The 21100-nt window shown below is 30.2% G+C and carries 18 protein-coding genes and 2 pseudogenes; 7 read left to right on the forward strand and 13 right to left on the reverse strand.

The genetic code is table 11. The annotated features are described in order from the left end of the window. Positions 1 to 110 precede the first annotated feature (110 nt). Positions 111 to 638 carry a flavodoxin domain-containing protein gene (locus DMR38_RS14055; protein ID WP_127721907.1) on the reverse strand — a complete coding sequence of 176 codons (528 nt, stop codon included), beginning with the start codon at positions 636 to 638 and terminating at the stop codon, positions 111 to 113. Positions 639 to 1152: 514 nt separating this feature from the next. On the opposite strand from DMR38_RS14055, the gene DMR38_RS14060 reads away from it, so the two are divergent. From DMR38_RS14060 to DMR38_RS14075, 4 genes are all read left to right on the forward strand, one after another. Then, entirely contained in the window at positions 1153 to 1320 is a 168-nt protein-coding gene (locus tag DMR38_RS14060; RefSeq protein WP_127721908.1) for an aspartyl-phosphate phosphatase Spo0E family protein, read from the forward strand. Positions 1321 to 1445: 125 nt separating this feature from the next. Continuing rightward, positions 1446 to 1589, forward strand: a complete 144-nt coding sequence (locus tag DMR38_RS14065; protein ID WP_127721909.1) for a cyclic lactone autoinducer peptide — start codon at positions 1446 to 1448, stop codon at positions 1587 to 1589. A gap of 120 nt (positions 1590 to 1709) precedes the next feature. Beyond that, the gene (locus DMR38_RS14070; protein ID WP_127721910.1) at positions 1710 to 3032 is read left to right on the forward strand and encodes an ATP-binding protein; all 1323 of its coding nucleotides are present in this window, start codon (positions 1710 to 1712) and stop codon (positions 3030 to 3032) included. Positions 3033 to 3036: 4 nt separating this feature from the next. Next, positions 3037 to 3609, forward strand: a complete 573-nt coding sequence (locus DMR38_RS14075) for an accessory gene regulator B family protein (protein WP_127721911.1) — start codon at positions 3037 to 3039, stop codon at positions 3607 to 3609. Positions 3610 to 4052: 443 nt separating this feature from the next. On the opposite strand, the pseudogene DMR38_RS14080 reads toward DMR38_RS14075, so the two are convergent. The 7 genes and pseudogenes from DMR38_RS14080 to DMR38_RS14110 all read right to left on the reverse strand — a co-directional run. Then, positions 4053 to 4514, reverse strand: a pseudogene (locus DMR38_RS14080) (DNA mismatch repair protein); the annotation flags it as partial. Positions 4515 to 4788: 274 nt separating this feature from the next. Further along, positions 4789 to 5937 carry a lactaldehyde reductase gene (fucO, locus tag DMR38_RS14085; RefSeq protein WP_127721912.1) on the reverse strand — a complete coding sequence of 383 codons (1149 nt, stop codon included), beginning with the start codon at positions 5935 to 5937 and terminating at the stop codon, positions 4789 to 4791. Between the two features lie 120 nt (positions 5938 to 6057). Next, on the reverse strand, positions 6058 to 6954 hold the full coding sequence (locus DMR38_RS14090) for a dihydrodipicolinate synthase family protein (protein WP_127721913.1): 897 nt from the start codon (positions 6952 to 6954) through the stop codon (positions 6058 to 6060). A 19-nt stretch (positions 6955 to 6973) separates the two neighbouring features. Then, positions 6974 to 7723 (reverse strand): IclR family transcriptional regulator, encoded by a 750-nt coding sequence (locus DMR38_RS14095; RefSeq protein ID WP_127721914.1) that lies wholly within the window; start codon positions 7721 to 7723, stop codon positions 6974 to 6976. A 243-nt stretch (positions 7724 to 7966) separates the two neighbouring features. Beyond that, entirely contained in the window at positions 7967 to 9166 is a 1200-nt protein-coding gene (gene rhmD / locus DMR38_RS14100; protein ID WP_243124301.1) for an L-rhamnonate dehydratase, read from the reverse strand. 55 nt (positions 9167 to 9221) lie between these two features. After that, positions 9222 to 10508: an MFS transporter gene (locus DMR38_RS14105; protein WP_127721915.1), complete on the reverse strand. Its 1287-nt coding sequence runs from the start codon at positions 10506 to 10508 to the stop codon at positions 9222 to 9224. A 771-nt stretch (positions 10509 to 11279) separates the two neighbouring features. Continuing rightward, a pseudogene (locus DMR38_RS14110) lies at positions 11280 to 11472 on the reverse strand (hypothetical protein); the annotation flags it as partial. A gap of 640 nt (positions 11473 to 12112) precedes the next feature. Here DMR38_RS14110 and DMR38_RS14115 point away from each other — a divergent pair. From DMR38_RS14115 to DMR38_RS22555, 3 genes are all read left to right on the forward strand, one after another. Next, positions 12113 to 14107 (forward strand): methyl-accepting chemotaxis protein, encoded by a 1995-nt coding sequence (locus tag DMR38_RS14115; protein ID WP_127721916.1) that lies wholly within the window; start codon positions 12113 to 12115, stop codon positions 14105 to 14107. A 166-nt stretch (positions 14108 to 14273) separates the two neighbouring features. Continuing rightward, on the forward strand, positions 14274 to 14510 hold the full coding sequence (locus DMR38_RS14120) for a hypothetical protein (RefSeq protein ID WP_347562530.1): 237 nt from the start codon (positions 14274 to 14276) through the stop codon (positions 14508 to 14510). A gap of 2 nt (positions 14511 to 14512) precedes the next feature. Then, the gene (locus DMR38_RS22555) at positions 14513 to 14635 is read left to right on the forward strand and encodes a hypothetical protein (protein WP_279230784.1); all 123 of its coding nucleotides are present in this window, start codon (positions 14513 to 14515) and stop codon (positions 14633 to 14635) included. Positions 14636 to 15066: 431 nt separating this feature from the next. Here DMR38_RS22555 and DMR38_RS14125 read toward each other — a convergent pair whose 3' ends face one another. From DMR38_RS14125 to DMR38_RS14160, 5 genes are all read right to left on the reverse strand, one after another. Next, positions 15067 to 15276 (reverse strand): hypothetical protein, encoded by a 210-nt coding sequence (locus DMR38_RS14125; RefSeq protein WP_127721917.1) that lies wholly within the window; start codon positions 15274 to 15276, stop codon positions 15067 to 15069. 112 nt (positions 15277 to 15388) lie between these two features. Beyond that, positions 15389 to 16978 (reverse strand): MFS transporter, encoded by a 1590-nt coding sequence (locus tag DMR38_RS14130; RefSeq protein WP_127721918.1) that lies wholly within the window; start codon positions 16976 to 16978, stop codon positions 15389 to 15391. Between the two features lie 106 nt (positions 16979 to 17084). Next, the gene (locus DMR38_RS14135) at positions 17085 to 18428 is read right to left on the reverse strand and encodes an FAD-dependent oxidoreductase (RefSeq protein ID WP_127721919.1); all 1344 of its coding nucleotides are present in this window, start codon (positions 18426 to 18428) and stop codon (positions 17085 to 17087) included. 1180 nt (positions 18429 to 19608) lie between these two features. After that, positions 19609 to 20100, reverse strand: a complete 492-nt coding sequence (locus tag DMR38_RS14155) for a MarR family transcriptional regulator (protein WP_127721920.1) — start codon at positions 20098 to 20100, stop codon at positions 19609 to 19611. Between the two features lie 124 nt (positions 20101 to 20224). After that, positions 20225 to 20407, reverse strand: a complete 183-nt coding sequence (locus DMR38_RS14160; protein WP_347562551.1) for a transposase — start codon at positions 20405 to 20407, stop codon at positions 20225 to 20227. Positions 20408 to 21100 lie beyond the last annotated feature (693 nt).

Genomic DNA, 21100 nt, shown 5'->3' on the forward strand with positions numbered 1-21100 from the left:
AGGGCACCGTAAAATTTTTTAAATAATACGGCGTTTCAGTAAATTATTTACTTTTTCTTTAACAAATCCTGCATTTTGATAACACTTAATTGCATCACAAGAAAAGAACTTTACGAATTAATATAAGTTATTATTTCTTCTATATTTTTCTTATTTGTATAATCTACTGATTTATCATATATAGAAAGCATACCTATTTCATCAGGCGATAAATTTTCCTGCTTTTTATTTTTTATTTTCCATTTCAATAGTGTCATAAGAAATTTATCAAAAATATTTAGTTTACTATAATTAAATCCACCTCTTAAATAGAAAAATTTGATAGACTTTTGTTGATCTGTAGTAAAGTTTTTATTTCTAACTTCAGTTATCACTTCATCTCTTGAAGGTGATGCCCCTGTGGCAAAAACTACAATCTTTTTATTTCTTAATTTATTAAAGTTTTTTGTAATTAAATTTATGCCAATAATGCCTACGGCATACAAACTACCACCATAAATTATGGTATCATATTTAGCCAGCATATTAATATTAACATTTACTGCATCAAAAATATCTGCTGATAATTCTTTTGAAATCCACTCTGCATATTTCTTTGTAAAACCTGTTTTTGATTTATATATTACCACTGTTTTCATACTTATATCCATTCCTTTCTTAAGACAGCAAATGTCATGAATGAAAGCATTTCTTTTAATTTTTACCTCAATAATTTACGATTGTGATTTAATTGATATAAAAATTGTACCACATTTTTTCATATACTTTCACAGGTATATTTTCGTAATTTTATAGATACAATAATTCTAAAAATGAAAAACATTGGACTTATAAGCAAGTTATCTGAAAGCTTTAAAGATAAAAGAAAGTAAAAGTCCGTTATAATATATTCTGGTCAATATTTGGGTGTATTTCCCTTTATTGAATTTATTCAGTTGTATGCTAGTTATTCCGCAGAAGTAAGGAAGCTTCTTGATCCAACCTTGGCTCTAGTATAGCAGGGTTGGATAGCTACACCCAAATTACGAATTGAAGTTTACATTATCCTTATATATTTTTAAAAATCAAAAAAGTTTCAAATTTGATTTGTACAATTTATATTTTTATAGTATACTATTTAAGTTGTTGAAAATTGGTAAGGATGTAAAGTTAATGAAAGAAACGTTAGAAAAAGTAAGAAATAAACTATATACTATGTTAGATTCTGGTGAATTTACTGATGAAGAAATATTATCTGTAAGTCAAGAACTGGACAAGCTTATCGTCTCTTATTATAAACTTACTTCATTAAGCTTTCTTGAAAAACACCCGAAACTTTAGGTAAATAAAACTTAATTTTTTTAAGTTTTATTTTTTTTTTTTGCAAAATTGTAAATTATAGAAGGATAATTCAATATTTTGTAGAACTTATAAATAAATACTTATTAGTTAGGAGGATATAAAAAATGAAAAATTTAAAAGAAAATGTATTGAAGAAAAGTATGAAAGTGGTAGGTGACTTGTCTTTGTCTTTGGCAACAATCGTTATAGTTCCAACATCTGCAATAGGCGCTCACCAACCAAAGTGTCCTGATGATCTCTTAAAGTAGTAATTACTTAATACTTTAGTTTTTATAAATGTTGTAATTAAAAATTTTATAAAAAATCCAAAAACATTAATTTTTAATCTACAACATTTATAAAAAATGCGAAAGCGAAGTGAAAATTATATGTATGTTGCCTTACATGAAATAATATTAGATATTATAGAAGCATTACTTTTTTTAGTCATTTTTGAATCACTGTATGATAAAAAGAAGTTTATAATACATAATAAAATTAGAACAGGGTTATTTTTTATATTATATATCTTTGTAACTTATTGGAGTACATACCATATCACGTTAGTTTACCACACACTATTACTTGTTATATTTGACATTTTATTACTTGCCTGCATTACAAAAATAAAAATTTTTCATTCTGCAGTTATAACCTCTTTATTTTTTACAATAATTTTAACTACAGAAACTGTTATTCAAGTTATCGAGATACTTATATTTAATATAAACTTAAATCAAATCTTTTTGAATTCTATGTATTTTAATATTTTAATGATAATATCTAAAATATTACAAATAATTATTGTAGCATTAATTTTTAAGTTTAGTTCATACTTTACCAAACTTAAATTATTTGAAGAAGAAGGAGCTATCTTTGCTAATTTAATACTTGAATTAGGAGTGTTTACTATATTTATAATTTGTGTAAACTATGGTATTTTCAGTATAAAAAATATACAAATCTATAATCTTATTATCTTTATTATTTATTTTATATTTTTAATATCAAAATTTAGAAGTTTAAAAGAAAAACAATTAGCTGTAAATATACGCATGAATTATAAAGTTCAACAACATCATATTAAACAAATGGAAGAAATAATTAGTATAATAAGGCAAGAAAAGCATGACTTTGCCAATCACATAAATGTTATACAGGGATTATGCCTGTTAAACAAGCCTAATACTGTTGAAAAAATAAACGACTATGTGCTGAAAATTTCAGATACCATACAATCTTCTTTTAAGTACTTGGATACAGGAAATGATTACATAGATGGATTGTTGTCCATCAAAAATAACTATGCCATAAAAAATAATATAGAATTTGATGTAATGATTGATGAACCTTTTGATTTGATAAAAATCAGGCAGGATCAATTAATAAGCATTATAAGTAATTTAGTGGATAACGCTTTTGAAGCATTCCAATCTAAATCATATACCAATTATAAAGAGATAGCTGTTAGTACCTTTAGAGAACATGAATATTTTTATATTGAAGTAGCTGATAATGGGGATGTCATTCCAGAAGACATGAGAAAAAAGATTTTTGATAAGGGCTTTTCTACGAAAACCAGCAAAAAAAGTGACCATGGTTTTGGACTATACATTATCAAACAGCTAGTTGAAAAAAATAATGGAAATATATATGTGGAAAGCACTGCAGAAAACACTAAATTTTTAGTAAAATTTAAGATAGAAGGATAAATAAATGGATGAACTTATAGGATCTATAGTAAAGAAAATTTCTGAAACAAACCCACAATTTTCTGATTTGGAACTAAAAAAGATGGAATATGGCTTACTTTGTATTTTTGATGAAATAACAAAAATTATTCCATATTTTATTATATTCTGGCTGCTTTCACTTCAAAAATACTACATAATTATTCTCATATTTTTCTGTCCCATTAGATTATTTTCAGGTGGATATCATGCAAAAACTTACTGGGGATGCTTCTTTATTAGCTTTATTATATTTTTAGGAATGATTATTATAGGTAAGTATATTTCATTTAATAGTATTATCTTAATACCCTTATTAATTATTTCATTTATATTTGTTTGCATTTTTGCTCCAGTAGACAACTTTAATAAAAGAATAAAAAGTAAAGAACGAAGAAGGAAGCTTAAATACATTTCTATAATAATTACTTTCCTATTAATTGTATCATGCTACTTCATACCATATAGATTCTTAAATACTGCTGTAATATCAATTTTAGGTGCAGTAATAATGATGATGATTGGTAAAATAAATAACGACAACATTCCTAGTAATTAGCAACCATATAAGAACAGTTTGAAGACTTGCTAACACTTTTTATGTGTTACATTAAATAAGGAGATAGCAGATACAATTCTTGGGAATTATATTTGCTATCTCCACATAACGCTTGTATTCAAATCTAAAAATAAAATTGATTTATCCAGATTAGGGTTTCTGTCAAAATGCATATCAGTCCATTTACATATAACACTTTTATAATCAAACAATATATCACTTTTAGCATCTCCATACTCTTTTGCAAGAAATTCTATGCTAGGAATTGAACTTTGAATACCCTCTCCTATCTTTGTTCCATTTAAATTTACAAAACCTGCATATGGGTCAGATAACTGTTGATTAACTTTAATCTGTTCTGATAAGTTCCCATACTCAGCACAGTTGTATACACATAATTGTGGTTGAAATCCATACTTATCATCAATTTCTTTGAATTTCAGTGCTAATTTCATTAAATACATGGCATTTCTTGTAGTTGAAATTCCAACTTTCAATTTGTAATCAAAATAAATCATACTATCTCTATAATATTCAGAAAAGTGATAATTTTTAACCTTTGAGTCTTTATGGTTTGCCATTTCACCTAACTCTAAATCGTGAGTAGATATAAATCCCAAGTTTCCAGTTCTACTTAATTGTCTTACTAAAATCATAGCTCCTGTATGCCTGTCTTTTGAATTAGTTCCTTTAAAAATTTCATCTAATAAAAATAATACTTTTTTCCCTTCTTTTGAAGCTTTAACAATATTTTTGATTTTTAATATTTCTGCATAAAAAGAAGATATATTTTGTCCTAGATTATCATCTATTCTCATACAACTATATATATCCATAATAGTACAGCAAAATCGATTTGCACATACAGGAGCCCCAGCGTATGCTAATACAATGTTAATTCCTATTTTTTGCTTCTAGCATCAGTAAACATAAAATTCCTCCCCATTCCTAACTATTAAAACTTAATATGAGAACACATTATAAAATTATAAAATAATAAATTCATCATTTAAATCAATTTTATCACACCAATTTCATACAATACATATTCAAAATAGAATTACATTGTAAATATAAATTTTTTATCATTTATAGTAAAATAAGTGCAAATGCCAACCTTATAATAGTTTAACACTTGCATTTATACAGTACCAACGCTATATTTTTTTAATAATAAACTTAAATAAGCGATTCATACAAGCTTATTAAATCTTCAACGCTTGTTTCTTTTGGATTACCAGGTCTGCACGCATCATCATAAGCAGACTGTGCTAAGAAAGGGATATCCTCTCTCTTTACAATATTTTTTAAGTTTGTAGGAATTCCAACATCCTCGGCTAGTTTTTTAACTGCATCTACAGCAGCCTTTCTGTATTCTTCTACACTCATATTCTCAGTTCCTGTAACTCCCATAGCCTGTGCTATATATTTGTATTTATCGCCAGTTGCTTCTGCATTATATTCCATAACAGTTGGTAAGATAATTGCATTAGCAATGCCATGAGGTGTATCATAAAACGCTCCAAGTGGGTGTGCCATAGAATGCACAATACCCAGTCCTACATTAGAAAATCCCATACCAGCTATATACTGACCAAGTGCCATTCCTTCTCTACCTTCTTGTGTATTATCAACTGCACCTCTTAAAGAACGTGAAATAATTTCAATTGCTTTCAAGTGAAACATATCAGATAGCTCCCATGCTCCTGCTGTTATGAATCCCTCAATAGCATGTGTCAGTGCATCCATACCTGTCGCTGCTGTTAAACCTTTTGGCATAGATGACATCATATCAGGATCAATTATTGCAACAACTGGTATATCATGTGGATCTACACATACCATTTTACGGTTTTTCTCTGTATCAGTAATAACGTAATTAATTGTTGTCTCTGCTGCAGTACCTGCTGTAGTTGGAACTGCGATAATAGGAATACTCTTATTCTTAGTCTTAGCAGCACCTTCCAAGCTTCTTACATCAGCAAAATCAGGATTTTTTACAATAACGCCTACCGCTTTTGCAGTATCTATTGATGAACCACCACCAATAGCAATAATATAATCAGCACCACATGCCTTAAAAGCCCTTACGCCAGTTTGAACATTTTCAATAGTTGGATTTGGCTTAATTTTAGAATATACTTCATATACTAATCCGTTTTTATCTAATACATCCAGTACTTTTTTAGTTACATTAAATTTAATTAAGTCAGGATCTGAACATACAAATGCTTTTTTAAATCCTCTTATTTTTGCTTCATCAGCAATACTATTAATAGCACCTATTCCATGATATGATGTTTCGTTTAAAACAAATCTATTTATCATAGTTTTTTCCTCCAATTAATATTCATAATAAGAAAGTTCTACATTACTTTTTATTAGTATTTCTTTATATCTAATTTCACACTAACTTAATATTTGTCTATTCAATTGTTATCATTGTTCTTACAACAACCCTAATTCTTTCATAACCTGATTTATATTAAATTTAGTTTTCTCATCTAATGACAAAGCTGGTAAAATTTCAAATTTATCTTCTCCAATAATTCTAGAATAAGCAGCTTGTTTACAAGCTAAATAGATAGGTTTACTAAAACTATAGATTTTCATAGCATCATTCATCTTTGATGCATATTCCTTACATTTTTTTATATCACCTTTCATAAATGACTGATAAGTATTAACTGTGAATTCTGGAGCAAAATTTGCAGTTGCATTGATAAATCCATCTGCTCCAAGATTTAATGCGTCATATGCTAAATTTTCATACGCAGCATATACAACAAAATCTGGATTTATATCTTTAATTTTAACAATAGTTTTAATATGCTCTAAATCATTTAATGATTCTTTAATTCCAGTCACATTGCTATTATTTTGTACAATAGCCTTTACAACATCTGCACTAAAATTGTATCCACTTAAATCAGGTATATTGTAAATAAGTACTGGTAGATCCGTAGATTTTGCAATTTTATCATAATAAGCAATTATCATATCATCTGTATATATATTAAAATATGGATTTACTACTAGAACACTGTCAACTTCTAATTTTTCAACATATTTAATCATATCTAATGTATCTAATAAATTACATTCTCCAACCCCTACAATAACCTTAGCTCTACTTTGTACATAGGGTACCATTACATCAAGAATTTCTTTCTTCTGTTTGATATTCATAGAAGAAAATTCTCCAGATGTACCAAGATAAGTAATTCCATCAACTCCACTTTTTATTAAATAGTCAGCTTGTTTTTTATTTGCTTCCACATCAAAATTTCCATCTTTATCAAAAATAGAAATAATAGGTGGGTAAACTCCTTTTAAATTAACCATTTCAGTCCTTCTTTCTATCTCATTTTACATCACCTAATTGGTAAGATAATAAATGTGATACTGATAGCATTTTTTTTATAATATGTTCCTTTTTAGATAACATTCTCTGTTTTGGACCTGAAGCACTCAATGCAGCTATAACACGTTTTGATGCATCAAAAACTGGCACTGCAATACAATAAAGTCCTTCTTCAATTTCTTCATCATCAATAGCATAACCTTGACTTTTAAAAGAAACTAATTGCTTTAACAATGCTTCTTTAGATGTTGCTGTATTATTTGTGAATTTTTTAAAATCAAGATTATTTAATATTAACGACCTTTCATCAGTATCCATAAATGCTAAAAAAACTTTACCCAATCCTGTACAATAGATAGGTTTTCTACTTCCAATTTGTGCATTTGTTGTTACCGTTTTATAACTATTTGCTTTAGCAACGTAAGTAACCTCTTCTTTAAATAGAACAGCCATAAAAATTGTCTCTTCTAACTCTTCCATTGTTTCCTCTAATAAAGGTTGCGCTATTTTATTAATGCTCATATGTGAAGATGCACTTTTTCCCAACTGAATCAATTTGGGACCAAGCATATACCTTTTCATTTCATCAATATATAAATAACCATTCTCTAAAAGAGTTTTTAATAAAGCATGGGTGCTACTAGCTGCATACCCTAGTTGTGTACTGATTTCATTAATTGTTTGTCCATCAGGATATGCGGATAAATGCTCAAAAATTCGTAACACTCTTTCAGCAGATTTTACAGCCATAAACTATCATCCTCTCAAATTATTCATGTATGTATATTAAATTCATGTACATATTAAATTTACTATTTTTCATCTATACTTGTCAATTAAATTAATAAAATAGATTTAACTAATGTATAGATTACAATAGAATTTAAAAATGAGAAGAATACATCAGGGAACAAATTCAAAACCATTCATTCCCCGATTATTAATATAGCTCCTAAAATCTGAGTAATTTTCTAACAACTATTATTTTAATATCTATATTCTCTGTCCCTTTTTAATTTCAATTAAACCATGTTCTCTGTTAAGAGTAACACCAAATCCTGGCTTATCTCTTACTACTAATTTACCATTTGTAGGAACTTGTTCATCTAACAATAATGGGTAAAATTGTGGTATAACTGCATCAGCATCCGGACTCATGATTAAATATTCAGTAAATGGTGAATTAGTCTGTGAAGTTACAAAGTGGTGTGAATAAGGACCTGAGCCATGAGGAATAACCATTTTGCCATAGGCCTTAGCTAAATCACCAATTTTCTTTAATTCAGTCATACCTCCACACCATGTAACATCTGGCTGAATTATATCAATATCACACATCTCCATTAACATTCTGAACCCATACCTTGTAGCTTCATGTTCCCCTCCAGTTACCATCATATTATTAGGAGCTGATTTCTTTAAATCTCTATAAGCCCAGTAGTCATCAGGGTTAAAACATTCCTCTATCCATTTAAGATCGTATTCTGCTGATTTTTGCATTAATTTCTTAGCATATGGAAGATCTAATGCCATCCAACAATCCCACATTAACCAGAATTCATCACCACATTCTTCTCTATATTTAGCAAGACGTTCTATATTTTTCTTAAGTCCTTCTTCACCATCTGCTTGTCCATAAATTAGTGGTAATTTCCCTCCTATAAATCCTTTTTCTTTTGCAAGATCTGGACGAGGTCCTGTTGCATAAAAGTTTAATTCATCTCTAACTTTTCCTCCTAGCATAGCATATACTGGTTCCTGCCTTAATTGTCCAAGCAAGTCCCAAAGAGCTAAATCTACTGCAGAAATAGCATTCATGACAACTCCTTTACGTCCATAATACATAGTTGATTTGTACATTTGATCCCAAATTTTCTCTATATTTTCAACAGGTTGTCCTACAACAAATCTATCTAAGTGATTCATAACAATCCAAGCTGCAGGATATCCTCCAGTTGATACTGCAAAACCTACAACACCATTATCTGCTTCTACTTCAACTACCAATGATTTAAGTGCATTGATACCAAAACTTGTTCTAGTCATTTTATATTCTGGATAAACACTCATTGGTGTAGCTATTTGATTAACTATCCAATGACTTTGCTTTTGATCGTGATAATCTGCTCCACCACCTTCTACAACATATGCTCTTATTTCTTTAATTTTTCTTCCCATTGTACCAAATTCCATATAAAATCACTCCTTTTTTTATTATATATAATATTTATTTTTAACAAACTATACTTTAAGCTTCTATGCTTCCTTTATCTTTTTCTATTGGCAATACTATTGTTAAAACAAATGCTATAATTAATAATATTATTAACGCATATAGTCCTGCCGATGTATTAATAGCTGTTGTAAGAAATCCTACTGCATAAGGGCCCACAAATGAACCAAGTCCTCCAATTATGTTGATAATTCCACGAGATTGTGCAGCCATATCAGATTCAAACACCTGAGCTGGTATAGTCCAGAATACACTGTTTGCTGAGTATAGGAAGAATCCACAGCATGCTATAAATGCAAATGAAGCTAAAGGATTAAAAGCCTTGAATTGTATTGATATAAACAAGCATACTGCAAATCCTATCATAGGTAATGCTGTATACTTTTTTCTGTTCATTGTACTATCTGACTTTCTTGAAAAGTAAATCAATCCAAATATAGCAATTATATTAGGTATTGTGGAAAGTAACCCTATTCCAGTCATACCACTCTTACTTACACCTTGTATAATTTTAGGAAGCCATAAAGAATATCCGTAGATACCTGCCTGATAACATCCGTATATGATACATAAAATCCATAGCAATTTACTGGACATAACTTCTAAAAGTGGTATCTTTCTTACAGATACAGTACCACTTAATGCTATCTGCTCTTTACGAAGAGCTGTTTCGATATACTCTTGCTCCTCTTTACTTATCCATTTTGCATCTTTAGGGTGGTCAGCAACAAGTGGAAACCATATAAATAATAGTACTATAGCAATTGCTCCTTCAATAATAAATACATATCTCCAGCTAAATGCTGATACAATAAAACCTGACAAAGGGCCTGTTATTATTGAAGCTATTGGAGCATTCATCATAAAAACTGCATTTGCTCTGCCTCGTTCGTGTACTGGAAACCAGTGACTAATAATAGTTAATATTGCTGGCCAAACTCCACCTTCTGCTACTCCAAGTAAAAATCGAATAATAAGTATTTGGGATGTACTTTGAGCCATACCTGATAATGCTGCAAGACCTCCCCAAGCAACTATAGTACATGCTATAAATTTTTTTGCACTTGCACGCTCTGCTAATCTTCCTCCAGGTATCTGTAAAAACATATATCCGAAGAAGAAAATTCCTGATGCCAAACCAGCTATTGTAGCAGTCATGCCTAAATCTTTGTCCATACCACCTGCAAGTGCAAAGCTGATATTTGTACGATCCATAAAAGCAACTATATACACTAAGACTAATGGTGGAAGTATATGTAACCAGCGTCCGTTAGGAACTGCTTTTTTTATCTCTTCACTCATTTAATAATCCCCCTTTTTTTAATCTAACTTAATGCAAAAACATTATTTTTTACATTCGCGATATGCTCCGAATTGCCCAATGATCATGTAATGTAAATTATATTATATTATTGCCTTACTCAAAAGGTTTTCATATCACTTATAATAAAAGTACTAAATTAAAACGTATACATAACAAATGTTAATGCATTTTAACAATCTTACAATTTTACAAAAATGAACAATGCTATATTACCCTGAGACAAATTAAATGCTAATCTTATCAAATATTTGTCTATTCAGATTGCAGAACAAATATTAGGAAATTCACGAACTACTCTTAATAAATTTTGCAATCATAAAACTCCCTCCTTTTGTTATTCATATACGTGAATTTAATTCACATATGTGGTATGGTTTAAATTTATCACATTTTGTCACCTTTGTCAACAAAACTATTAAAAAAACATCAAAATTTGGCTAATTAATTTTCTTACTATTTCTCTAAATATATATGGGGATAAGTTTTGATACCATAAAACGTGAATTGCTTTATTAAAAACAACATATATACAGGTCAAGATATCCTCCAAAAATCTATTATAACAATTAGTATAATCAGTGAAAGAATCCATAGAAATTAAACAAACTAATAGTAAATTATACAAAAGCAAGCTAAATAGAAAACTGTTTAACACCATATATAAAATAGCATTAAACAGTCTTTGGAATTAAATTATAATGAAAAACTAATTTGGCAGTTATATTCTAACCATATCACCTAGCTGGTATAACTTTTTCAATATTGAACATATTATCAAGTACCTGCAAATTCTCCTCCTGGAGTGTATGGAAGTGTCCAATCGTATCCATAAAGCGGCATTCCCATCATTATCTTATTAGGAGGTATTACAGTTACTGCATAATTTATTACTTTTTTCACTTCATTAATTGGAGCGATGGCCATAGGTAGGCCTCCCGACCATGTTAATTAACATCATCAACAAGTGGCCTAGTTACTGAGTTTATGAATATAATAATATATCACAAAATAAGCTATGAATAAGTAAAGTCTATAAACAATCTGTTTACTCTACAAATTTACAGATTATCTTTTTATAACAGTTATATTATTTTGCAATAAAAAGGACTTCATAAAATCATTAATATTTGTGTGACCATAAAAAAACTTCAAGCCTCTCAATTCGAAATTTAAAATTCTATTAATGTTATTTCAAGTAATTATATTAATAAGGCCTTATACTATCAATTTCTAATAGTAGCTTCTAATAGTAGCTTCTAAATTTTATACCCTTGATCTCTTTTTTATATCTTACCTTTAAAAAAGAGAAACTCTATGATAATTATCATGGATGCTAAATCATTTAAAAATAAAAAATTAAAAGAGTCCACACAATATACATTTGTAGCTTAATGATAATAAAAGGATATTTTTTATATTTTCCCAAATTTGATTTACCATTTTCATAAATAGTAACATAATTAGATACATATATTCTCAATATTCTACAAATAAAATGAGAAAATATAGAAAAATAGGGTTAATTTGATGTATACTATACATGATGATGATATATGCAAAATAATAAAATTGGAGGTATTTTATGAGAAGTATAAAAACAAAATTAATAGTGTGTTTTGGAGTATTATTACTAGTTATTTGCATTGGATTAGGTTTAATTTCTTATAACATTTCATCTAATGCTCTAATTAGTAATTTAAATGAAAATTTACCTCAAATGGCACAACAATCTGCAAAAACCGTTCAAAGCAGGGTAGAAAATCAGCTTAATGCTTTAGAAGCAATAGCAGCAGAACCACAGATAAGTGACATGAATAATTCATGGGGAAATAAAGAAGCAATATTAAAAGCCGAAGTAAAAAGAAGTGGACATATAAGAATGTATATTGCAGATGAGAATGGAGATGCTGAAACTACTGATGATACGAAAACTAACATTAAAGACAGAGATTATTTCAAGAAGGCCATGGCAGGTGAAAAAAGCGTATCTGATCCTACTTTAAGTAAAACAACAAATTCTATGGTTTTGGTATATGCAGCACCTATAAAAAATGGAGATAAAGTTGTAGGAGTACTTGCTGCAACAAGGGATGGCAATGCATTAAGCGATATGACAAAAGATATAACCTTTGGTAAAATTGGACAGGCATTCATGATAAACAAACAGGGTACTACGGTTGCTCATATTGATAAGGACCTAGTGTTAAAGGGTGACAATGTTAATGAAAATGTTAAAAAGAATCCTAATTTTAAGCCTCTTGCAGATATTGAGAAAAAAATGATGAATGGTGAATCTGGAATTGGAGAATATACACATACTGGTGTAAGCAAATATTTAGGGTATGCACCTGTTAAAGGTACAAACTGGTCAATTGCAATCACTGCACAAGGATCAGATGTCTTAAAGGGAGCAAATGTCTTAAAGATTTGGGTAAGTGTATTGTCAGTAATTTTCATAATTGCAGGTATTATTTTAGTTTACATGTTGTCAAACAGTATTACTAAAAATCTTATCGAAGCAGTTAAATATTTGAGTGTACTTACTACAGGAGATTTGAGCGGCTCTGTATCTTTAAAAGGTTTAAAAAATAAAGATGAAACAGGAGAACTTTCAAGAGCCATAAAAACCATGCAGGAATCAATTGTAAGCATGATTAGTACTGTTAAAACAAATTCTTCTGAAATAAGCAGTCATGCAGATAACCTATCTGCAACATCGGAGGAAATGTCATCTTCGTCAAATAATATTGCAGTATCAATGCAGGATGTTGCAAAGGGTGCAAGTACCCAGGCTGAAAATTTAGTAAATATTACAACTACATTAAATAAATTTGGTGAAGAATTAGGACAAATTAATAACTCTATTAAAGAAGTGGATTCTAATGCAAAAGGCATAAATACAATGTCAACAGAAAGCAATGCTGAAATGGAAAAGCTGGCTGAATCCATGAATACATTAAGTAATTCATTTAATGATTTCGTATCAAAGACTACAGGGCTTGGCGAAAACATAGATAAAATAAATGAAATAACAGATTTAATTAATAGTATTGCAGAGCAAACTAATCTTCTTGCACTAAATGCAGCAATTGAAGCAGCAAGAGCAGGAGAGGCAGGTAAAGGTTTTTCAGTAGTTGCGGAAGAAATCAGGGAATTAGCAGAGCAAACAACAGAATCTTCAAAAAATATAAGTAATCTTATAAAAAATGTTTCAAATGACTCAAAGGTAATGGTAAAATCTTCAGAAGATATAAAAGAAAAACTTACTTCTCAGATTTCCGTTGTAAATACTGCAATTGAATCATTTAAGAAAATAGTCAGTGGAGTAAGCAATATAGGATCTAAAATAAAGGCAGTTAATGATTTTACAGAAAACATCAACGATGAGAAGTCTTCCATCCTTGAGAAGGTTGAAGGGATATCTGCCGTTTCAGAGGAGGTTTCAGCTTCATCTGAAGAAATAGCTGCATCTTCTGAGGAAATGAATGCATCTTCTGAAGAAGTAGCCGCAACAGCACATACACTGGCATCCATGACAGATGGCATGAACAAAGAAGTATCTAAGTTTAAAATATAATCTGAGGTAGGGAACATCCATAGGTTTGTGTAAGGTAGAATATACGGGATAAAATTTATTTGGAAATGTGGCTGTCACACTAAAAAATTAGTGCGGCAGTTTTTTATTATATAAAAAAATAAATCTCTCACTCAGAAGAGTGAAAGATTTATGGTAAAATTAATATATGCCTAAATACATTAATTTACATAAAAATTATACTTCAAATCGTGGAAATTATCAATTAAAACTTCCACTAAATATTGAGTACATAATCCCAGATGATGATTCGGTGCGTTTGCTAAGTCAATTTATTGAGGAGATGGATTTAACAGATGTATATTCTACTTACTCCCGTATAAGGGAGAATCAGGCAGCACCACGTCAGATGCTTAAAATATTACAAAAAAATGGACAGATATAATCTTGTATTTTAATACAGTTTTTGCATCTGGTGGAGGAATTATAGACATGTTTGATTACTTCAAAGTTATTTTAAAATCTCTAAAATTAGAGATGGCTAAAGATTCTCAAATGGGAAATTTTTGAGGAAGATTTTCTAAGATTTGTGCAAAGCATACCACTAAATTTGTCTATGATCAAGCTTTTATTCTGAATATGCCAAAATTTAAAGCTGGACCATAACTTCATAAATTAGAAATACTGTAAATTGTATTAATTATTTTTTTACTATTTGTTAACCATGCTTAGATTACACATACATAATCAATCCATATATTATGTAAAATTTAGTCACTATATAAGATAAACTGTCAATGACTTAATTCTTCCAATATAACATTTATTAACTCAGCCCTATCTTCATATGAACAGCCACTGAAGTTAAGAAATCCATGTATCCACATTATAAGTATTTTTAAATTGCTATAGACCATTTTGCACAAACAAGGAAGCACCACACTAATTACTTAAGTGCGACACTCCCTTGTTTTATGGAATTTAGTTGTTTTTCGGTATATCTAATGACAATTTCCACAGTTGTTACAATTATTTCCTGTAATACAACCGGGTACAATAAATTTTAATTCAGGACTACTTTTTTCTTTATTTTCATTATCAGTATTTGCGTCATTATCTTCGAAAGAATTGTTTTCTATATGGCATTTAATTTCACTGTTGTTGTTAAAATATTCCAAATTATCATCGATGATATATGCTTTTACTGTCATACTTAAACCTTCTTTTAATTGATATATAACTATAACTTGATAATTTGTTAAAAATAATTCTTATTAACTTATGCGTAAAAGAATGCTAATAAGAAAATGAATCATGATAAAATTATTTTCTCAATTTTGTCTTATATGGCACCTGGTCTAAAGGAATCTCCTTTAGCAATAGTGCAGAAACAACACCGATACATATGAAACCAGCTGCAGTCAAGAATACTGTACGTAAAGACATCTGTAAAGCATGTCTTACAGCTTGTACAACCACATTATATTGAGATGGATCAGTAAATGCTGCATGCAATTGATTTAATGACTTTTTATTTACCAACACACGTGCCGTAGATACCAATGATCCTTGTTTTGGAGTTAAAGAAAAATTGGATATAGCGCTTGCAATATTTTTAGCATAGGCAGCATTTAGTACAGAGCCAAGCAGTGCTGGTGCAAGGGCATTTCCTAATGAAGTAAAGAAAAATAGTGTACCATTGCCAACACCATAATCTTCCTGATCAACATAGGACATAGCACTTAGGGTATTAATAGAAGGCATCCACGAGCCTCCGCATATGTTATAAAAAGCTCTGACAACAATTATTGCCATTAAACTTATTGTAGCAGGCATAAACCCAAAGAACAACATAGTTCCCACTGTGCATGAAGGAGCTAGCACAAGCATCCATTTATAATGCTTAGTTTTATCCATTAGGATTCCTGCAAAAGTGCCCATGAAAATACCTATAAAGCCTGCTGGAATTTCAAGTGTTGCACAAATAGTTGCTGAAACTCCCATAACACCTTGTACATAAAGGCTTAGATAAGTTGCTACACATGTAAGTCCGAATGTCATAGTTACAGAAATAAGACAACACATTAAAAAGCTTTTATTTTTGAGTAATTTAGTAGATATTACTGCATACTCTGGGATTTTTGCTTCATGTTTTAAAAATAAAACCCAAATTGTTGCTGTTATTAACAGCATGATAATAATCGTAGGAGAACTCCATTTATATCGTGATCCTCCCCAAGACAAAGCCAATAAGAAATTGGAAACAGAAATTGCAAGTGCTATAACTCCCAAAATATCAACTCTTTTATCAACATTTTCTTTAGTAACATTAGGAATAGTAAACATTACAAATAAAAATGTTATAAGAAAAATTATTGCTGTAAGTACAAATACATATCTCCATGTCCAGTGTTCTGAAATGACGGCTGAAAATGTAGGCAGGGTCAATTGGACTACACTCATTACTGAAAGTATAGTTCCGCCTATTTTACCACGTTCTGTTGGAGGGAATAATTGACCTAAAAGTGCCATGTAAGTACCCTGCATAGCTCCAGCACCAAATCCATTAACTGCATATCCAGCAATAAAAAACCAGATATTTGTAGCAGAAAAACATAATCCCTCGCCGGCTATCATCAGAGCTAATAGAATTAGCAGTATTTTTTTCTTACCATAAATGTCACCCATCTTACCCCAAAATGGTGCGGCAATAGCACCTGTTAAACTGAACACCATAGGTGCCCATGAATAATATGTAAGGCCGTTTAATTCTCCTGAAATCATCGGCAGAAGAGCATTTGCCTTGTACCTAGTAGACCAATATGCAAAACCACAGATCAAGATTGCAATAGCACAAAGTGTCTTTTTCTTGGATGTCATATTTTCAAAATCAGTTTTTTTAACTTCTGACATAATATTATCCTCCCATGTTTTTTCGCTTTATTGCGCACAATTTCATATTGTATTACCTAAAATTATTTAACAATATGGTTACACATCCCCTAAATATAAAATGTCTTTACCTTGGAAGATAAACATTCTGATCTTTTAATATTTTTTGTACCTTCTTAATGTCTACTTGACGTACGTTTGTATTATCTTCTAATGATACTGCTGCTGCTACTCCAGCTGCTTGTCCCAAGCTTGCACAGTGTGGAATAAGATTTGACCAGTCATTAGCTTCATGGGTTGATGAGAAAGAACGTCCGGCAACTAAAAGATTTTCAATTTTCACAGGTACCATAACCCTGTAAGGTATTTCAGTAGGTGTCTGGCAAACATTAAAATTGAATGGCGGAACTACTGATATGGTGTCCTCATGTTCATAAGTATTGCCTAGGTCTTCCTTCGTCAATTTATATAGTCCATGAATTCTTCTGCTGCCACGTGTACCTGTCTGGGGTGCTATATCTATTAAATATGCATTCTTAAAACCTGGAATATTTTTCTTCAAATACTCTATTGCCTTAAACATTGTACGGCGTACGCTCATCTGTGTTTCTGTTAAGTCCTTGATATCTAGGCAGTATTTCGGAAGCCAGTTATTTATCCAGCATTGATCATTACGCGGTGTTGCATGAGGAGACATCTTAAAACCTGTAATCTTAGCCATATTAGGCATATGAACTTTATACCACTCTTGAAAATTATCTGATTTCCACTCTGCAAATGACCTAAAATCTATTCCGCCTAAGCGATAAACAGATGCTGTATTTGCACTTCTAAGTGACTGGTCACGGTCTTCATCAAAGGCACCGCCTGCAAATGAACAAATGTCAGCATCGCCTGTACAATCGATTACGACCTTTGCAAGAATTGCTTTCCGTCCTTCCTTACTTTCAATGACCACACCCTTTATGGTATCACCATCCATTATAGCGCCAACACCCCAACATTCTAGATAAGGAATAATTTTTTTACCTTCTTGGCTAATCATTTGATCGAATACAACTTTTAGTTGATCTGGATCTAAATAAGCGCCATAATTAATACTGCCATTAAGTACGAACCCCCAATAACCAGCCCATTTTTTTAAGAGTTCTGAGTCTGTACTTCCTGTTTCTTCCTTTTTAGGTCCGATAGAGCCATATGGAAGTTTACCCATACGGTCAATCCATTCCTGTGGCAATCCTGCAATCATTCTTTCCTTTCCAAATGACATATGCGGAATTAAAATAACAAAGCCTCCTGTAGCCATACCTCCCAAATGTCCATAACGTTCCACAAGAATTACTTTCTGAGCACCAGCACGCGAGGCTGCAATAGCTGCTGAATGTCCGGCAGGACCAGAACCAATAACTAAAATATCAGCTTCATCAAAGACTGGCACCTTTCTTGATGGTTCTACAACGATTTTACTCATATTTTGCCTCCTTAATATTAATAAAATATTTGATAAATTTATAATATAATATAACAACTTTAAATTAGTTATATATATCATACGTATCTATTATTAAACTATAGAATTATAAAACAAGGAATTATAAACAATATATACTATAATCGCAAAATAATAAATATTTTGATAATAACTTTATAATCAAATGTTAGCACATAATGAAGCCGATTACAATATTATTTTTCAATATTCCCTTAAATTTTAAGTATGAATTTTTATAAAAATAAAAGAAGGTTGAATTTGATTAGCTAAATTCAACCTTCTTTTATTATCGAGACAACCACCGGTAATGCCCAACATCATAAACTTAAGGGAATTTGATTAACATTTTTGTTTATCAGGTTTCCTTATTTATATATATACATTAAAATAAAAGCAGAGGTGGTTATATGTTTAATAACTATATTAATAGATTTAAAAAAAATGCCTCTTTCATATATTGTGTTATGAATATTTCAAAACAGAGATATTTACAGCATAGTAAAAAATTAAACTATAAAGTTTTTTCATTTTTGAGAGAATGCGCTAATAATCATGCCAAAGGTGAGGTGAGATCTTTAGTAAGTAGTATCTTTAAATTGTCGAAAAATTAAGGACAAAAAAGTATACTTCATGGAGAATCATTTTATCTAAATTACCATCTGAAAATGAACTCGCTTTGATAACAAATTTTCCAATTGAATTTAGTGGAAAAGAAATAGGAAATCTATATTTTTAGAGATGGAAAATTGAGAAAAAATATCATACCCTGAAGAATAAAATGAAGTTAAAAAGTGTTACAGGGAAAGCAACACTATGTGTATATCAAAACTTTTGGGCACAAATAGTTGTTTATAATATGCTACAGAACCTTACATTCGTCAAATAAAAATATAGAAAAAGAAACATAGAAACGTAAATATAAATATCCTATCAATGTCAATAAAAATATAACAATAGGATTGTTTAAAGAAAAATTTACCCTTATTGAAATAAGATTCTTTTGATCTTTTTTGACTTCAAATAATTAGTTAACGCTTTATTCAATAAAAAATGTCAGTAGTAATACTAAAAAGTTCTTAAGTTTATGATGTTGAGTTCAGCTGATGGTACTTGACTCAGACCATATATTCAAATATGATGTATTTTTACCAAAAGATTTTTAACCTTCTTCTGCATATCTTTTTTTAATTTCATCCTCCGTATACTTTATAATTTTTGTTCTTATATCTAAATATTTTTCCATCTCTTCTTTAGTAAATTGCGATAATACATTGTTTTGTACACTTGCCATTTCTTCTACTAATTTATTGGCAAGTTCTATACCATCTTGTGTTAATTTAACAATAACACGTCTTCTATCCACTGGATGCGGAATTCTTTTTACCAAATATTTTTTTTGCAAATCATCTACCATATTGGTTGCAGTTTGTCTTATAATAGCTAATTTATCAGCAATGACTGAAGGTTCAATTCCATCAGGATATCTTCTTAAAAGTCTGATTATACGATATGCAGAATAATTAACTCCGTGATATTTCATCATTTCATTAAGCCAAAAATTAACCTGAATATTAATGGCAGATTGATTATCTAAAGTATCCAAAATTTTTTTTCGTAGCATGGAATCTATTTCCACATTTGAGTTATCCATTTTTTCTTCTCCCTCTTTGTATATCCAAATATTTAATATATTATCAGCTATATTATATAATTAATTATTATTCATTTGTAAAAAGGTACAATTTAATTATACGGGAACAATAATTTTTGTCAACTCAACTAGGGGCTGTTGCTAACAGAACATTTTCTGCCAAAATATTCTGTTTACCTTTACTTAGATATCTACGGAATCCCATATTCTGTTTTATCTCTATAAAAGAGCCTTCGGCTTGGATACTTCTATTCATTCTTAACTCGCGGCCTCCTTGCTTTTTATAAACGGAATTAAAGAAGAAAATGAAATATTAAAAAAAGCGAAAGCCTATGAATGAAGGTTAAAAATTAAATATTCAGCAAGTTAAGGTTAGGTAACTGACTTGATTTTATAACCTTGAAACTGTGTCATTAAAATCACAGTTATTTCAGAGAAGGGATTTCTAAATGATGGAGCAGTTAGAATTAGATCAAGTTCTTGCTGATAGGGATTGGCCAGCGAAAGAATTAGTTCTTCTAACTCTGTTTTCCAGGATTCTAAATCTTCAAGATGTTTTTTGATGATCTTTAATTTACCAGCCTGTTCAGGTGTAATATAACCGTCAACAAGATCATGCTTAAACAGGTCAGCAATCCATTTCGCATCTTTCTTGTCAGTTTTTTTCTAAGACATTGTACACTGGACTCCAATATTTGTTCGTAGATTTTATACACGATTTTCAAAGCCATAGGGTACTCCTTTCTAAACTTAAAAGTTTCTAAAAATTATAGGAAGAAATGGCATTGACTGACAGTCTAGCATTTAAACGATATTGTTAAAACAAAGATAAGGTTGCGTACTCAAAGGTACACTTATTTGTGCTTGAAAAGGCGGCCTACACATATAAAAATACGGTCATCTGACAAGTCAGACAGCCCCATCCGTGATTTGTAGTATACCGAAACCCCTATGACTTAATAATAAAACAAAAATTTGCTCGAAGCCAAGTATTTTCATT

This window comes from Clostridium sp. AWRP, assembly GCF_004006395.2.
Classification (GTDB): Bacteria; Bacillota; Clostridia; order Clostridiales; family Clostridiaceae; genus Clostridium_B.

Coding starts and splice junctions, on each gene's coding strand:
- DMR38_RS14055 (WP_127721907.1), bottom strand. CDS start 638: ATGAAAACAGTGGTAATATATAAATCAAAAACAGGTTTTACAAAGAAA.
- DMR38_RS14060 (WP_127721908.1), top strand. CDS start 1,153: ATGAAAGAAACGTTAGAAAAAGTAAGAAATAAACTATATACTATGTTA.
- DMR38_RS14065 (WP_127721909.1), top strand. CDS start 1,446: ATGAAAAATTTAAAAGAAAATGTATTGAAGAAAAGTATGAAAGTGGTA.
- DMR38_RS14070 (WP_127721910.1), top strand. CDS start 1,710: ATGTATGTTGCCTTACATGAAATAATATTAGATATTATAGAAGCATTA.
- DMR38_RS14075 (WP_127721911.1), top strand. CDS start 3,037: ATGGATGAACTTATAGGATCTATAGTAAAGAAAATTTCTGAAACAAAC.
- fucO (WP_127721912.1), bottom strand. CDS start 5,937: ATGATAAATAGATTTGTTTTAAACGAAACATCATATCATGGAATAGGT.
- DMR38_RS14090 (WP_127721913.1), bottom strand. CDS start 6,954: ATGGTTAATTTAAAAGGAGTTTACCCACCTATTATTTCTATTTTTGAT.
- DMR38_RS14095 (WP_127721914.1), bottom strand. CDS start 7,723: ATGGCTGTAAAATCTGCTGAAAGAGTGTTACGAATTTTTGAGCATTTA.
- rhmD (WP_243124301.1), bottom strand. CDS start 9,166: ATGGAATTTGGTACAATGGGAAGAAAAATTAAAGAAATAAGAGCATAT.
- DMR38_RS14105 (WP_127721915.1), bottom strand. CDS start 10,508: ATGAGTGAAGAGATAAAAAAAGCAGTTCCTAACGGACGCTGGTTACAT.
- DMR38_RS14115 (WP_127721916.1), top strand. CDS start 12,113: ATGAGAAGTATAAAAACAAAATTAATAGTGTGTTTTGGAGTATTATTA.
- DMR38_RS14120 (WP_347562530.1), top strand. CDS start 14,274: ATGCCTAAATACATTAATTTACATAAAAATTATACTTCAAATCGTGGA.
- DMR38_RS14125 (WP_127721917.1), bottom strand. CDS start 15,276: ATGACAGTAAAAGCATATATCATCGATGATAATTTGGAATATTTTAAC.
- DMR38_RS14130 (WP_127721918.1), bottom strand. CDS start 16,978: ATGTCAGAAGTTAAAAAAACTGATTTTGAAAATATGACATCCAAGAAA.
- DMR38_RS14135 (WP_127721919.1), bottom strand. CDS start 18,428: ATGAGTAAAATCGTTGTAGAACCATCAAGAAAGGTGCCAGTCTTTGAT.
- DMR38_RS14155 (WP_127721920.1), bottom strand. CDS start 20,100: ATGGATAACTCAAATGTGGAAATAGATTCCATGCTACGAAAAAAAATT.